General features: G+C 63.0%; 12 protein-coding genes and 1 other RNA gene. All 13 read left to right on the top strand.

Annotation, left to right across the window (positions count from 1 at the left end; translation table 11 throughout):
- Window positions 1–26: 26 nt before the first annotated feature.
- The 13 genes from rnpB to EGJ27_RS15205 all read left to right on the top strand — a co-directional run bounded on the left by rnpB (window position 27) and on the right by EGJ27_RS15205 (window position 14,044).
- Window positions 27–384, top strand: an RNA gene (gene rnpB, locus EGJ27_RS15265) — RNase P RNA component class A.
- Between the two features lie 306 nt (window positions 385–690).
- A complete protein-coding gene (gene mraZ, locus EGJ27_RS15260) occupies window positions 691–1,146 on the top strand; it encodes a division/cell wall cluster transcriptional repressor MraZ (protein ID WP_125831590.1) in 456 nt (151 codons plus the stop codon).
- Between the two features lie 2 nt (window positions 1,147–1,148).
- Complete coding sequence (gene rsmH / locus EGJ27_RS15255; RefSeq protein WP_125831884.1) at window positions 1,149–2,090, top strand: 16S rRNA (cytosine(1402)-N(4))-methyltransferase RsmH; 942 nt, start codon at window positions 1,149–1,151, stop codon at window positions 2,088–2,090.
- Window positions 2,087–2,380, top strand: a complete 294-nt coding sequence (gene ftsL, locus EGJ27_RS15250) for a cell division protein FtsL (protein ID WP_125831589.1) — start codon at window positions 2,087–2,089, stop codon at window positions 2,378–2,380. The genes rsmH and ftsL overlap by 4 nt, the downstream gene beginning before the upstream one ends.
- A complete protein-coding gene (locus EGJ27_RS15245) occupies window positions 2,380–4,107 on the top strand; it encodes a peptidoglycan D,D-transpeptidase FtsI family protein (protein ID WP_371920861.1) in 1,728 nt (575 codons plus the stop codon). The genes ftsL and EGJ27_RS15245 overlap by 1 nt, the downstream gene beginning before the upstream one ends.
- On the top strand, window positions 4,107–5,570 hold the full coding sequence (locus EGJ27_RS15240; protein ID WP_125831587.1) for a UDP-N-acetylmuramoyl-L-alanyl-D-glutamate--2,6-diaminopimelate ligase: 1,464 nt from the start codon (window positions 4,107–4,109) through the stop codon (window positions 5,568–5,570). Before EGJ27_RS15245 ends, EGJ27_RS15240 begins: the two co-directional genes overlap by 1 nt.
- Window positions 5,563–6,933, top strand: coding sequence for a UDP-N-acetylmuramoyl-tripeptide--D-alanyl-D-alanine ligase (murF, locus tag EGJ27_RS15235; protein WP_125831586.1), 1,371 nt, complete (start codon window positions 5,563–5,565; stop codon window positions 6,931–6,933). Before EGJ27_RS15240 ends, murF begins: the two co-directional genes overlap by 8 nt.
- Window positions 6,933–8,015 carry a phospho-N-acetylmuramoyl-pentapeptide-transferase gene (mraY, locus tag EGJ27_RS15230; protein WP_125831585.1) on the top strand — a complete coding sequence of 361 codons (1,083 nt, stop codon included), beginning with the start codon at window positions 6,933–6,935 and terminating at the stop codon, window positions 8,013–8,015. Before murF ends, mraY begins: the two co-directional genes overlap by 1 nt.
- Window positions 8,016–8,020: 5 nt before the next feature.
- On the top strand, window positions 8,021–9,367 hold the full coding sequence (gene murD / locus EGJ27_RS15225) for a UDP-N-acetylmuramoyl-L-alanine--D-glutamate ligase (protein ID WP_125831584.1): 1,347 nt from the start codon (window positions 8,021–8,023) through the stop codon (window positions 9,365–9,367).
- Window positions 9,364–10,578, top strand: coding sequence for a putative lipid II flippase FtsW (gene ftsW, locus EGJ27_RS15220; RefSeq protein ID WP_125831583.1), 1,215 nt, complete (start codon window positions 9,364–9,366; stop codon window positions 10,576–10,578). The genes murD and ftsW overlap by 4 nt, the downstream gene beginning before the upstream one ends.
- Window positions 10,568–11,638 (top strand): undecaprenyldiphospho-muramoylpentapeptide beta-N-acetylglucosaminyltransferase, encoded by a 1,071-nt coding sequence (murG, locus tag EGJ27_RS15215; protein ID WP_125831582.1) that lies wholly within the window; start codon window positions 10,568–10,570, stop codon window positions 11,636–11,638. Before ftsW ends, murG begins: the two co-directional genes overlap by 11 nt.
- Window positions 11,631–13,091, top strand: a complete 1,461-nt coding sequence (gene murC, locus EGJ27_RS15210; RefSeq protein WP_125831581.1) for a UDP-N-acetylmuramate--L-alanine ligase — start codon at window positions 11,631–11,633, stop codon at window positions 13,089–13,091. The genes murG and murC overlap by 8 nt, the downstream gene beginning before the upstream one ends.
- A complete protein-coding gene (locus EGJ27_RS15205; RefSeq protein ID WP_125831580.1) occupies window positions 13,088–14,044 on the top strand; it encodes a D-alanine--D-alanine ligase in 957 nt (318 codons plus the stop codon). Before murC ends, EGJ27_RS15205 begins: the two co-directional genes overlap by 4 nt.
- Window positions 14,045–14,046 lie beyond the last annotated feature (2 nt).

Genomic DNA, 14,046 nt, shown 5'->3' with positions numbered 1-14,046 from the left:
GCGCGTGCCGCTAACCTTGGCGGCGGAGAGTCGATTGGACAGTCGCTGCCTCTTGTTGTTCTGCAACAAGGGGGGGAGGAAAGTCCGGGCTCCATAGGGCGGAGTGCCAGGTAACGCCTGGGGGGCGCGAGCCTACGGAAAGTGCCACAGAAAATAACCGCCTAAGCACTTCGGTGCCGGTAAGGGTGAAAAGGTGCGGTAAGAGCGCACCGCACGTCTGGCAACAGTTCGTGGCTAGGTAAACCCCACTCGGAGCAAGACCAAATAGGGTTCCAAGGCGTGGCCCGCGCTGGAACCGGGTAGGTTGCTAAAGACGTCCAGTGATGGCCGTCGTAGAGGAATGACTGTCCTCGACAGAACCCGGCTTACAGATCGACTCTCCACCTTATTCCCTCTGCTGCTAATCACAGCAGACACCCCTCCGTAATATCAAAAAATTCTTACACTTGATAAATCACTTTAACTTCAGATCGTAATGAGCTGAATTGAGTAGGATTTATCCGTAGGAACCGTACAAAAATTCTCTCTCGTTCTGCGAAACCTCTCCTAAATCTCCGAAATGTAAGGCTTTTCCTTGAGAGCGCGCCTTGACTGCGCGGTGGCCGGATTCCTATAGTGTGCGCAAGTGGCAGAAAGTGGCACGAAGTGGGTTTTTCTAGCGCAAAAAGATAATATTCGGAGAAAGCGCCTGTGTTCCGTGGTGCCAACGCGATCAACCTCGATGCAAAGGGCCGTCTCGCTATGCCGAGCCGGTACCGCGACGAGCTGGATTCGCGTAGTGGCGGGCAATTGATTGTCACCATTGATGCCGTTGACCCCTGCTTGTGTCTTTATCCGCTGTCCGAGTGGGAACTGATCGAAGCAAAACTGCGTGAACTCGCTACTTTCCGTGAAGAAAACCGTCGCTTGCAGCGGCTTTTGATTGGTAATGCGGTCGATCTTGAGCTGGATGGCAGCGGGCGTTTTCTCGTGCCGCCGCGTCTGCGCGAATATGCCAGGTTGGATAAGCGCGTCATGCTGGTTGGCCAGCTCAACAAGTTTCAACTGTGGGACGAGGACGCCTGGAACGCACTTGCTGATGCCGACCTTGCTGCCATTCAACAACCTGGCGCGATGCCCGATGAATTACGTGACCTGATCCTGTGACTATGACTAGCGGCTTTACCCACATCACCGTACTGCTCGAAGAAGCCGTCGAGGCTCTCGCGGTGCGCGCCGATGGCTGCTATCTGGACGGCACGTTCGGGCGTGGCGGCCATAGCCGCCTGGTCCTGCAGCACCTGGGGCCGGACGGGCGACTGTTGGGGTTCGACAAGGACCCACAAGCGATTGCCACCGGGCAAGCGCTGGCGGCCGAAGACGGCCGCTTTGTCATTGTGCAGCGCAGCTTTGCCGAACTCGGCGACGAAGTTCAGGCGCGCGGGCTGGCGGGCAAGGTCAACGGTATCCTGCTGGATCTCGGCGTCTCGTCGCCGCAACTGGACGACCCCGAGCGTGGCTTCAGCTTCATGAACGACGGCCCGCTGGACATGCGCATGGACCCGAGTCGCGGAGTCAGCGCCGCCGAGTTCATCGCCACGGCCCCGGCTGAAGAAATCGCCAGGGTTTTCAAGGAATACGGGGAAGAGCGGTTCGCCAGGCGCATGGCCAATGCCGTGGTGCAGCGCCGCGAAGTGCAGCCGTTCGAGCGCACCGCCGACCTGGCCGAAGTGCTCAAGGTCGCCAACCCTGCCTGGGAAAAAGGCAAGAATCCTGCGACGCGTGCCTTTCAGGGGCTGCGCATCCATGTCAATAACGAACTGGGCGACCTGGAAGCCGGCCTTGAGGCTGCCCTGGACGCCCTGGAAGTGGGCGGCCGTCTGGTGGTGATCAGCTTCCATTCCCTGGAAGACCGCATCGTCAAGTTGTTCATGCGCAAGCTCGCCAAGGGCGAAGCCGACACCATGCCGCGCAACCTGCCGATCCAGTTCAAGGCGTTCGACCCCAGAATCAAGATCCACGGCAAGGCCCGCTTCGCTTCGGACGAAGAAACCCGTGCCAACCCACGCTCGCGCAGCGCGGTCATGCGCGTGGCGGAGAAGCTCAGGTGAGCCGTCTGTTTCTCAAACCGCTTCCAGGTGGCAGCTTCTTCATGCTGCTGCTGTTCATTGCCGTCCTGATTTCCGCAGTCGGCGTGTCTTATAGCGCCCACTGGAACCGTCAGTTGCTCAATTCGCTGTATGCGGAAATGAGCGTGCGTGACAAGGCGCAGGCCGAGTGGGGTCGGCTGATCCTTGAGCAGAGCACCTGGACCGCCCATAGCCGCATTGAAACCCTGGCCACCGAACAACTGAAGATGCGCATCCCGAATGCGGCCGAAGTGCGGATGGTGGCGCCATGATGAAGCTGGAAGGCGCACTCTATCCGTGGCGCTTCCGGCTTGTGGTCGGGCTGCTGGTGATGCTCGTGCTCGCGATCTGCTGGCGCATCGTCGACCTGCAGGTCATCGATCACACTTTCCTCAAGGAGCAGGGCGACGCACGCAGCCTTCGTCATATTCCCATTCCTGCGCACCGTGGCCTGATCACCGATCGCAATGGTGAGCCGCTGGCCGTCAGCACGCCTGTCACGACCCTGTGGGGCAACCCCAAGGAAATGCAGCAGGACAAGAGCAAGTGGCCTGCACTGGCAGCCGCGCTGGGCCAGGATCTCAAGTCCTTCACCGAGCGTCTGGATGCCCAGGCCGGCAAGGAATTCATCTATCTGGTCCGCGGCCTGACGCCGGAGCATGGCCAGTCGGTGCTCGATCTCAAGGTGCCGGGCGTCTACGGCATCGAAGAGTTCCGGCGCTTCTATCCTGCCGGTGATGTCACCGCCCATATGGTCGGCTTCACTGACCTGGACGATCACGGTCGCGAAGGGGTCGAACTGGCCTACGACGACTGGCTCGCCGGGGTGCCGGGCAAACGGCAGGTCATCAAGGACCGTCGCGGACGCCTGATCAAGGACGTCCAGGTGACCAAGAACGCCAAGGCCGGTAAGACCTTGGCTTTGTCTATTGATCTGCGCCTGCAATACCTGGCGACCCGCGAGCTGCGCAACGCCATCGTCGAGAACGAAGCGAAGGCCGGCAGCCTGGTGATCATGGACGTCAAGACCGGTGAAGTGCTGGCGATGGTCAACTCGCCCACTTACAACCCCAACAACCGCCGCACCATGGTGCCGGCCGCCATGCGCAACCGGGCGATCATCGACGTGTTCGAACCCGGTTCGACCATGAAGCCGATTTCCATGTCCGCAGCGCTGGACAGCGGCCGCTGGAAGCCGACCGACAAGGTCGAGGTCTATCCCGGCACGCTGCAGATCGGCAAGTACACCATTCGCGACGTGACCAAGACCGAAGGCCCGGTGCTCGACCTGACCGGCATCCTGATCAACTCCAGTAACGTGGGCATGAGCAAGGTGGCATTCGACGTCGGCGGCGAAGCCATCTTCCAGACCATGCAGCGCGTGGGCTTCGGCCAATACACCGGCCTGGGTTTCCCCGGCGAGCGCGTCGGCAACCTGCCCAACTACCGCGAGTGGCGCAAGGCTGAAACGGCGACCCTGTCGTATGGCTATGGCTTGTCGGTCACCGCTCTGCAACTGGTGCATGCCTATGGCGCGCTGGCCAACAACGGCCGGATCGTGCCGCTGACCATTCTCAAGGGCGATGCACCGCCGACCGCCGTGCAGGCGATTCCGGAAACCACCGCCAAGACCCTGCAAGGCATGTTGCAGCAGGTGATCGAAGACTCTCGCGGCGTGTATCGCGCCCGTGTGCCGTCCTATCACGTCGGCGGCAAGAGCGGTACGGCGCGCAAGACCTCCATCGGCACCAAGGGTTATGCCGAGAATTCCTACCGTTCCCTGTTCGCCGGTTTTGGCCCGATGAGCAACCCGCGTTACGCCATCGTCGTGGTGATCGACGAACCGAGCAAGGGCGGCTACTACGGCGGCCTGGTATCGGCGCCGGTGTTCAGCAAAGTCATGTCCGGCACGCTGCGTCTGATGAACGTGACGCCCGACAATCTGGCGCCGCCAGAACAAGCGAATGTTGTACCGGTCGCCAAAGGAGGGCGCGGGTGATGGCTTTCAATCTGAGCAAGATCTTCCCGCACACCGACCGCGACGCGCTGATTCGTGAGCTGACGCTCGACAGCCGCAAGGTGCGTCCCGGCGACTTGTTCCTGGCCGTGCCCGGTATTCAGGTCGACGGGCGGGCGCACATTGCCGACGCATTGCAACGCGGTGCAGCGGCGGTTGCTTACGAGTCCGAAGGCGCCACCGTGCTGCCGATCACTGACGTGCCTCTGATCCCGGTCAAGGGCCTGGCGGCGCAACTGTCGCACATCGCCGGGCGCTTTTATGGCGACCCGAGCCGCAGTCTGAATCTGGTGGGTGTCACCGGCACCAATGGCAAGACCAGCGTTACTCAACTGGTGGCCCAGGCGCTGGACCTGCTCGGTCAGCCTTGCGGAATCGTGGGCACGCTCGGGACCGGTTTCTACGGCGCGCTGCAAAGCGGCCGTCACACCACGCCCGATCCGATTGCCGTGCAGGCAACCCTTGCCGACCTGAGAAAGGCAGGCGCACGGGCAGTCGCGATGGAAGTGTCGTCCCATGGTCTGGATCAGGGTCGAGCCACTGCTCTGGCCGTGGACGTGGCGGTGCTGACCAACCTGTCCCGGGACCACCTGGATTATCACGGCACCATGCAAGCCTATGCTGCCGTCAAGGCCAAGCTGTTTGCCTGGCCGGATCTGCGTTGCCGCGTCCTCAACCTCGACGATGACTTCGGGCGCGAGCTGGCCAGCATCAAGCAAGAGTCCCGGTTGATTACCTACAGTCTGTCGGACAGCAGCGCCAGGTTGTACTGCCGTGATGCGAAGTTCGATGACGATGGCGTGCGCGCCACGCTGGTGACGACCCATGGCGAGCACCACCTGCGCAGCCGTCTGCTGGGCCGTTTCAATCTGAGCAACGTGCTCGCCGCCGTGGGCGCGCTGCTCGGGCTTGAGTACGCGCTGGACGAAATTCTCAAGGTGCTGCCGAAACTGGAAGGTCCGGTCGGCCGCATGCAGCGCCTCGGCGGTGCCGACAAGCCTTTGGTTGTGGTCGACTACGCCCATACCCCTGACGCGCTGGAGCAGGTGCTTGCCGCCTTGCGTCCCCATGCCAAGGGTCGCCTGTTGTGCCTGTTCGGCTGCGGCGGCGATCGGGATCGGGGCAAGCGGCCACTGATGGCCGAAGTGGTAGAGCGACTGGCCGATGGCGTCTGGGTCACCGACGACAATCCGCGCACCGAATCGCCGCTGCGCATTTTCGACGACATACGCCCCGGTTTCGCCAACGCCGGCAACGTGCGGTTCGTCGAGGGACGCGGTCGCGCCATCGCCGAACTGATTGCCGCTGCCAGTGCCGATGACGTTGTCGTCCTGGCCGGCAAAGGGCATGAGGACTACCAGGAAATCCACGGCGAGCGGCAGGCATTTTCCGATCTCGAAGAAGCCGCCAAAGCGCTGTCAGCATGGGAGCCGGCCAATGTTTGAGCCAATGACTTTCAGTGACCTGGTCGCACCGCTCGATGCACGCCAGGTCGGCGCCGATTGCCGCTTCGACGGCGTGAGCACCGACAGCCGCGCCATCGTGCCGGGCCAACTGTTCGTGGCCCTGACCGGGCCGCGTTTCGACGGTCATGAATACCTGGAGCAGGTCGCGGCCAAAGGCGCGGTCGGTGCGCTGGTCGAACGTGAGGTTCCAGGCGTCGCACTGCCGCAACTGGTGGTGCTCGATACCCGCAAGGCGCTGGCACAACTGGGCGCAATGAACCGCAATGCGTTCGTGGACCGTCCGGTTGCCGCCGTGACCGGTTCCAGCGGCAAGACCACGGTCAAGGAAATGCTCGCCAGCATCCTGCGCACGCGCGGGCCGGTTCTGGCCACTCGCGGCAACCTGAACAACGAATTGGGCGTTCCGCTGACGCTGCTGGAACTGGCGCCGCAATACACCTCGGCCGTCATCGAACTGGGTGCTTCGCGGGTCGGTGAAATCGCGTTCACCGTCAGCCTCGCCAAGCCGCACGTTGCCATTCTGACCAATGCCGGCACCGCCCATGTGGGCGAATTCGGTGGTCCGGACAAGATCGTCGAAGCCAAGGGCGAAATCATCGAAGGGCTGGACGCCAATGGCGTCGCCGTTCTGAATCGTGACGACAAGGCTTTCGACATCTGGCGCGCCCGTGCCGGTAGCCGCAAAGTCCTGAGTTTCGCGCTCCTTGATACCTGCGCCGACCTGCACGCCAGTGACCTGAGCCGTGATCCGCGCGGTTGCGCCGGTTTCACCTTGCACAGCCCGTTGGGCAGCGCACCGGTGCAGTTGAATCTGTTGGGCGCGCACAACGTCGCCAATGCCCTGGCCGCAGCCGCTGCTGCGTTTGCACTGGGCGTGACCCTCGATGGAATCGTCGCGGGACTGAACAACGTACAGCCGGTCAAGGGCCGTGCGGTTGCGCAGATCACCGGCAACGGCCTGCGCGTGATCGATGACACCTATAACGCCAACCCCACGTCGGTGAACGCTGCGGTCGACATCCTCGCCAGCTTTGCGGGCCGGACCGTGCTGGTGCTGGGCGATATCGGCGAGCTGGGCGACTGGGCCGAGCAAGGTCACCATGATGTCGGCGCCTACGCGGCCGGCAAGGTTTCGGCGCTGTACGCCGTCGGCCCGCTGATGGCCCATGCGGTCAAGGCCTTCGGCGAGCACGCACACCATTTCACCACCCAGGCCGAGCTGATCGCGGCACTGGCAGGTGAACACGACAAAAACACCACTTTATTGGTCAAGGGTTCGCGTAGCGCTGCGATGGAAAACGTCGTGGCCGCACTGTGCGGTTCTAGCCTGGAGAAACATTGATGCTGCTGCTGTTGGCCGAGTTTTTACAACAGTTCCACAAAGGCTTTGCCGTCTTTCAGTACCTGACGCTGCGCGGCATTCTCGGCGTGCTCACGGCCCTGACCCTGTCGCTGTGGCTTGGGCCGTGGATGATCCGCACCTTGCAGATGCGCCAGATCGGCCAGTCCGTGCGCAACGACGGCCCGCAATCGCACCTGTCCAAATCGGGCACACCGACCATGGGCGGCGCGTTGATCCTGTCGTCCATCGGTATCAGCACTCTGCTGTGGGCTGACCTGAGCAATCGTTACGTCTGGGTGGTGCTGCTGGTGACCTTGCTGTTCGGCGCCATCGGCTGGGTTGATGACTATCGCAAGGTGATCGAGAAGAATTCCCGTGGCCTGCCGAGCCGCTGGAAATATTTCTGGCAGTCGGTGTTTGGCCTGTGTGCCGCGATCTTCCTTTATGTCACGGCGCCTTCGGCGACCGAGACCACGCTGATCATTCCGATGCTCAAGGACGTCAGTATTCCATTGGGTATCGGCTTCGTCGTCCTGACCTATTTCGTGATCGTCGGCTCCAGCAACGCGGTGAACCTCACGGACGGCCTGGACGGACTGGCAATCATGCCGACCGTGATGGTCGGCGGTGCATTGGGCATTTTCTGCTACCTGTCCGGTAACGTGAAATTCGCCGAGTACCTGTTGATTCCCTACATTCCGGGCGCGGGCGAGTTGATCGTGTTCTCCGGCGCGCTGATCGGCGCGGGGCTTGGCTTTCTGTGGTTCAACACTTATCCGGCACAAGTGTTCATGGGTGACGTCGGCGCACTGGCGCTGGGCGCAGCGCTGGGCACCATGGCTGTGATCGTTCGTCAGGAAATCGTGCTGTTCATCATGGGCGGCGTGTTCGTGATGGAGACCCTTTCAGTGGTCATTCAGGTCGCGTCCTTCAAGCTTACCGGTCGCCGGGTTTTCCGCATGGCGCCCATTCATCACCACTTTGAACTCAAGGGCTGGCCCGAGCCACGCGTGATCGTCCGTTTCTGGATCATCACCGTGATTCTCGTGTTGGTCGGCCTTGCAACGCTGAAACTGAGGTAAGACGAGTGTCCCTGATCGTTTCCGACCGCTTCCGCATTGTCGTAGGTCTCGGCAAAAGCGGCATGTCCCTGGTTCGCTTCCTGGCGAACCGGGGCGTGTCGTTTGCCGTGGCCGACACGCGGGAGAATCCGCCGGAACTGGTGACTCTGCGTCGTGACTACCCGCAAGTGGAAGTGCGTTGCGGCGAACTGGACGTGGAGTTTCTCTGCCGCGCCGACGAGTTGTACGTGAGCCCCGGCCTTGCGCTGGCCACGCCTGCCTTGCAGCAGGCCCAGGCCCGTGGCGTCAAGCTGCTCGGCGATATCGAGCTGTTCGCGCGTTACGCGAAGGCGCCGATCGTGGCAATTACCGGTTCCAACGCCAAGAGCACCGTGACCACGCTGGTCGGCGAGATGGCTGTGGCCGCGGGCAAGCGCGTGGCGGTCGGCGGCAACCTCGGTACACCGGCGCTCGATCTGCTCAGCGACGACGTCGAGCTGTACGTCATCGAGCTTTCCAGCTTCCAGCTGGAAACCACCGATCAGCTCAACGCCGAAGTCGCCACCGTACTCAACGTCAGCGAAGATCACATGGACCGTTACAGCGGCCTGCCGGCCTACCATCTGGCCAAGCACCGCATCTTCCGTGGCGCGCGCCAGGTCGTGGTCAACCGCCAGGATGCCTTGTCCCGGCCGTTGCTGGGCGAGGGCATGCCGTGCTGGACCTTTGGCCTGAACAAACCCGACTTCCACGGTTTCGGCCTGCTGGAAGAGCACGGCGAGAAGTACCTGGCGTTCCAGTTCGACACGCTGATGCCGGCACGCGAGCTGAAAGTTCGCGGCGCCCACAACCAGTCCAACGCATTGGCGGCTCTGGCCCTGGGCCATGCGGTCGGCCTGCCGTTCGACGCCATGCTCGCCAGCCTGCGCGAGTTCACCGGCCTGGAGCATCGCTGCCAGTGGCTGCGTGAATTGGCCGGCGTGAATTACTACAACGATTCCAAGGCCACCAACGTCGGTGCCGCGCTGGCTGCTATTGAAGGCCTGGGCGCCGACATCGCCGGCAAGCTGGTATTGATTGCCGGCGGAGACGGCAAGGGCGCCGACTTCAGCGGCCTGCGCGCAGCGGTTGCCGGGCATTGCCGAGCAGTGGTTCTGCTGGGCCGCGACGCCGAGGCGATTGCCGCGGCGCTCGGCGATGTCGTGCCGCTGGTGCGCGTTGCAACCCTGGACGAGGCCGTACAACGCAGCGCCGAACTGGCGCAGGCGGGCGACGCGGTGTTGCTGTCGCCGGCTTGCGCCAGCCTGGACATGTTCAAGAATTATGAAGAGCGCGGACAGGTGTTCGCGCAGGCAGTGGAGCGCTTGTCATGATCTTCGGTGTGATCAAGCCTTACCCATCGCCCCTGATCAGCGGACGCGGCATCGACCTCGACTTCCCGATGCTGGCCGGCTGCCTCGCGCTGCTGGGCCTGGGCCTGGTGATGATCACGTCGGCTTCGTCCGAAGTGGCCGCCGTACAGTCGGGCAACACGCTGTACATGATGACTCGCCACCTGGTTTATCTGCTGCTCGGGCTGGGCGCGTGCGGCGTGACCATGATGATTCCGGTCGCGACCTGGCAACGGTTGGGCTGGCTGCTGTTGATCGGCGCATTCGGCCTGCTGGTGCTGGTGCTGGTGCCCGGCATCGGGCGCGAGGTCAACGGCTCGATGCGCTGGATCGGCTTTGGTGCGTTCAACGTGCAGCCCTCGGAAATCGCCAAGGTATTCGTGGTGATCTTCCTGGCCGGCTATCTGATTCGCCGCCAGCAGGAAGTCCGGGAAAGCTGGATGGGTTTCTTCAAGCCGTTCATCGTGCTGCTGCCGATGGCCGGCCTGCTGCTGATGGAGCCGGACTTCGGTGCGACCGTCGTGATGATGGGGGCCGCGGCCGCCATGCTGTTCCTCGGCGGCGTCGGGCTGTTCCGCTTCTCGCTGATGGTGGTGCTGGCCGTGGCGTCGGTGGTCGTGCTGGTTCAGGCACAACCCTACCGTATGGCGCGCCTGACCAACTTCACCGACCCGTGGGCCGACCAGTTCGGTTCCGGCTACCAGTTGACCCAGGCGCTGATCGCCTTCGGGCGCGGCGAGTGGTTTGGCGTGGGCCTGGGCAACAGCGTGCAGAAGCAGTTCTACCTGCCTGAAGCGCACACCGACTTCGTGTTTTCGGTTCTGGCTGAAGAACTGGGCGTGATCGGTTCGCTGCTGACCGTTGGCCTGTTTCTGTTCGTCAGTATTCGCGGCATGTACATCGGGCTGTGGGCCGAGAAAGCCAAGCAGTTCTTCGGCGCCTATGTTGCCTATGGCCTGTCGTTCCTGTGGATCGGCCAGTTCCTGATCAATATCGGCGTGAACGTCGGCCTGCTGCCGACCAAGGGCCTGACCCTGCCGTTCCTCAGCTACGGCGGCAGCTCGTTGGTGATCTGCTGCGCCAGCCTTGGCTTGTTGCTGCGGATCGAGTGGGAGTCGCGCAACAACATGGGCAGTGAAGAGGCCGAGTTCAACGAGAGCGACTTCGCCGAGGAGACGCCTCATGGACGCTAACGTGCTGATCATGGCCGGCGGAACCGGCGGACACGTGTTCCCGGCACTGGCCTGCGCCCGCGAGTTTCAGGCGCGCGGTTACAAGGTTCATTGGCTCGGCACGCCGCGCGGCATCGAGAATGAGCTGGTGCCCCAGGCCGGGCTGACCCTGCACCTGATCGACGCCAGCGGCCTGCGCGGCAAGGGCAAGCTGTCGCTGCTCAAGGCGCCCTTGATGCTGCTCAAGGCGCTGCGCCAGGCGCGCAAGGTAGTGCGGGAAGTGCAACCGACCTGCGTGGTCGGCTTCGGCGGATATGTGACCGGTCCCGGCGGTCTGGCCGCCAGGCTGGCCGGCGTACCGTTGATCATCCACGAACAGAACGCCGTCGCCGGCACCGCCAACCGCAGCCTGGCCTCGTTTGCCAGCCGTGTGTGCGAAGCGTTCCCCGACACCTTCGCGGCTTCCGACAAGCGCCGCACCACCGGCAATCCGGTGCGTACCGAACTGTTTCTCGAGACACCGCGTCAGGCGTTGGCCGGGCGCAGGGCGCGCTTGCTGGTCCTGGGCGGCAGCCTGGGCGCCGAGCCGCTGAACAAACTGCTGCCTGAAGCGCTGGCTCAGCTGCCGGTGGAGATCCGCCCGGAAGTGTTCCATCAGGCGGGCAAGCAGCACGACCAGATAACCGCCGAGCGCTATCGCAACGTGGGCGTCGAGGCGCAGGTCGCGCCGTTCATTCAGAACATGGCCCAGGCCTATGGCTGGGCCGATCTGGTCGTGTGCCGTGCCGGTGCATTGACGATCAGCGAACTGGCGGCCGCAGGCCTGCCGTCGCTGCTGATACCGCTTCCCCATGCAATCGACGACCACCAGTCTCGAAATGCTGACTATCTGGCCCGCGAAGGCGCAGCCTTCGTCATGCCGCAAGCAACAACCGGCGTCGCCGAAATGGCCGAACGTCTGAAAGAGGTCTTGATGCAACCCGAACAACTGAACCGCATGGCCAGTACCGCACGCCGTCTGGCCAAGCCCGATGCGACCAACACCGTGGTCGACGTCTGTGTGGAGGTGGCCAATGGTTGAAAGTCAACGCGCCATGCCGCAACCGGAAATGCGCCGTATCCGCCGTATCCATTTCGTCGGCATCGGCGGTGTGGGCATGTGCGGCATCGCCGAGGTGCTGCTGAACCTGGGTTATCACGTGTCCGGTTCGGACTTGAAGAAATCCCCTGTGACCGAGCGGCTTGAGTCGTTCGGCGCCGAGATCTTCATCGGCCATCGTGCGGAAAACACCGTTGGCGCCGACGTGCTGGTGGTTTCCAGCGCCGTGAACACCTCCAACCCGGAAGTGGCCACCGCTCTTGAGCGTCGCATTCCCGTAGTGCCGCGTGCCGAGATGCTTGCCGAACTGATGCGCTATCGCCACGGTATCGCCGTGGCCGGCACCCATGGCAAGACCACCACGACCAGTCTGATCGCTTCGGTGTTCGCCGCCGGTGGCCTGGACCCGACGTTCGTGATCGGTGGCCGTCTCAACGCTGCCGGTACCAATGCCCAGCTCGGCACCAGCCGTTACCTGATCGCCGAAGCCGATGAAAGCGACGCCAGCTTCCTGCACCTGCAGCCGCTGGTCGCCGTCGTCACCAATATCGACGCCGATCACATGGCGACCTACGAAGGCGACTTCAACAAACTGAAGAAGACCTTCGTCGAATTCCTGCACAACCTGCCTTTCTACGGGCTGGCGGTGATGTGCATCGACGATCCGGTGGTCCGCGAGATCCTGCCGCTGGTCAAGCGCCCGACGCTGACCTACGGCTTCAGCGAAGGTGCCGACGTGCGCGCGATCAACGTGCGCCAGGACGGCATGCTGACGTTCTTCACCGTGCTGCGCCGCGACCGTGAGCCTTTGGATGTGTCGGTGAACATGCCGGGCAACCACAACGTGCTCAACTCGCTGGCGACCATTGCCATCGCCACGGATGAAGGCGTGAGCGATGAAGCAATCGTTCAGGGCCTGTCGGGCTTCCAGGGCGTCGGTCGGCGCTTCCAGGTGTACGGCGAGCTGCCGGTCGAAGGCGGCAACGTCATGCTGGTCGACGACTACGGTCATCACCCGCGTGAAGTGGCCGCCGTGATCAACGCTGTGCGAGGCGGCTGGCCGGATCGGCGTCTGGTGATGGTTTACCAGCCGCACCGCTTCAGCCGGACCCGCGACCTGTACGACGATTTCGTACAGGTGCTGGCCGATGCCAACGTCCTGCTGCTGATGGAAGTCTACCCGGCCGGCGAAGAGCCGATCCCCGGCGCGGACAGCCGCAACCTGTGCCACAGCATCCGCCAGCGCGGTCAGCTGGACCCGATCTACATCGAGCGCGGCATTGAGCTGGCGCCGCTGGTCAAGCCACTGCTGCGCGCCGGTGACATTCTGCTGTGCCAGGGCGCCGGTGATATCGGCGGTCTGGCTCCGCAATTGCTCAAGAGCGCACTGTTCGCCGGTGCCAAGGTCGCCTCCAGTGAAGGAAAGCTGAAATGACCGCCTGCGCCCAGTCCCTGCGTTCGACCCTGGAGCCGAAAAGTTTCGGCCGCGTCGCCGTGCTCTACGGCGGCAAGAGCGCCGAGCGGCCGGTCTCCCTCAAGTCCGGCCAGGCCGTGCTCGAGGCGCTGCAAAGCGCGGGCGTGGATGCGTTCGGCATCGATGTGGGCGATGACTTCCTGCAGCGACTGGTCAGCGAGCGGATCGACCGCGCCTTTATCATCCTGCACGGGCGTGGCGGCGAAGACGGCACCATGCAGGGCCTGCTCGAGTGCCTGGAGATCCCCTATACCGGCAGCGGCGTGCTCGCGTCGGCACTGGCGATGGACAAGCTGCGCACCAAGCAGGTGTGGCAGAGCCTGGGATTGCCGACGCCGCGCCACGCCGTGCCGACCAGCGAATCCGACTGTATTTCTGCGGCGACGGAACTGGGCTTCCCTTTGATCGTCAAACCGGCCCATGAAGGTTCAAGTATCGGTATGGCGAAGGTGACCAGCGTCCAAGAGCTGGTCGACGCATGGAAAGCCGCCAGTACCTACGATTCGCAAGTGTTGGTCGAACAATGGATTCAAGGTCCGGAGTTTACGGTTGCCTGCCTGCGCGACCAGATTTTGCCGCCCATCGGCCTGGGCACTCCCCACAGTTTCTACGACTACGACGCCAAGTACCTGGCTTCCGATACCCAGTACCGGATTCCATGCGGGCTGGACGCAGCCAAGGAACAGGAACTCAAAGACCTTACCGCCCGCGCCTGCGAAGCCATCGGCATCGCCGGTTGGGGACGCACGGATTTCATGCAGGACGCCGATGGCAACTTCTGGCTGCTGGAAGTGAACACCGCGCCTGGAATGACCGATCACAGCCTGGTCCCTATGGCGGCACGTGCCGCGGGCCTGGATTTTCAGCAACTGGTGTTGGCGATTCTGGCCGACAGCGTTCAGGCGCGAGGTTAAGC

The sequence above is a fragment of the Pseudomonas sp. v388 genome, from assembly GCF_003935425.1.
Classification (GTDB): domain Bacteria; phylum Pseudomonadota; class Gammaproteobacteria; order Pseudomonadales; family Pseudomonadaceae; genus Aquipseudomonas.
The sequence above is the reverse complement of the archived record's forward strand: the minus strand, read 5'-3'. Positions and strand labels throughout refer to the sequence as shown.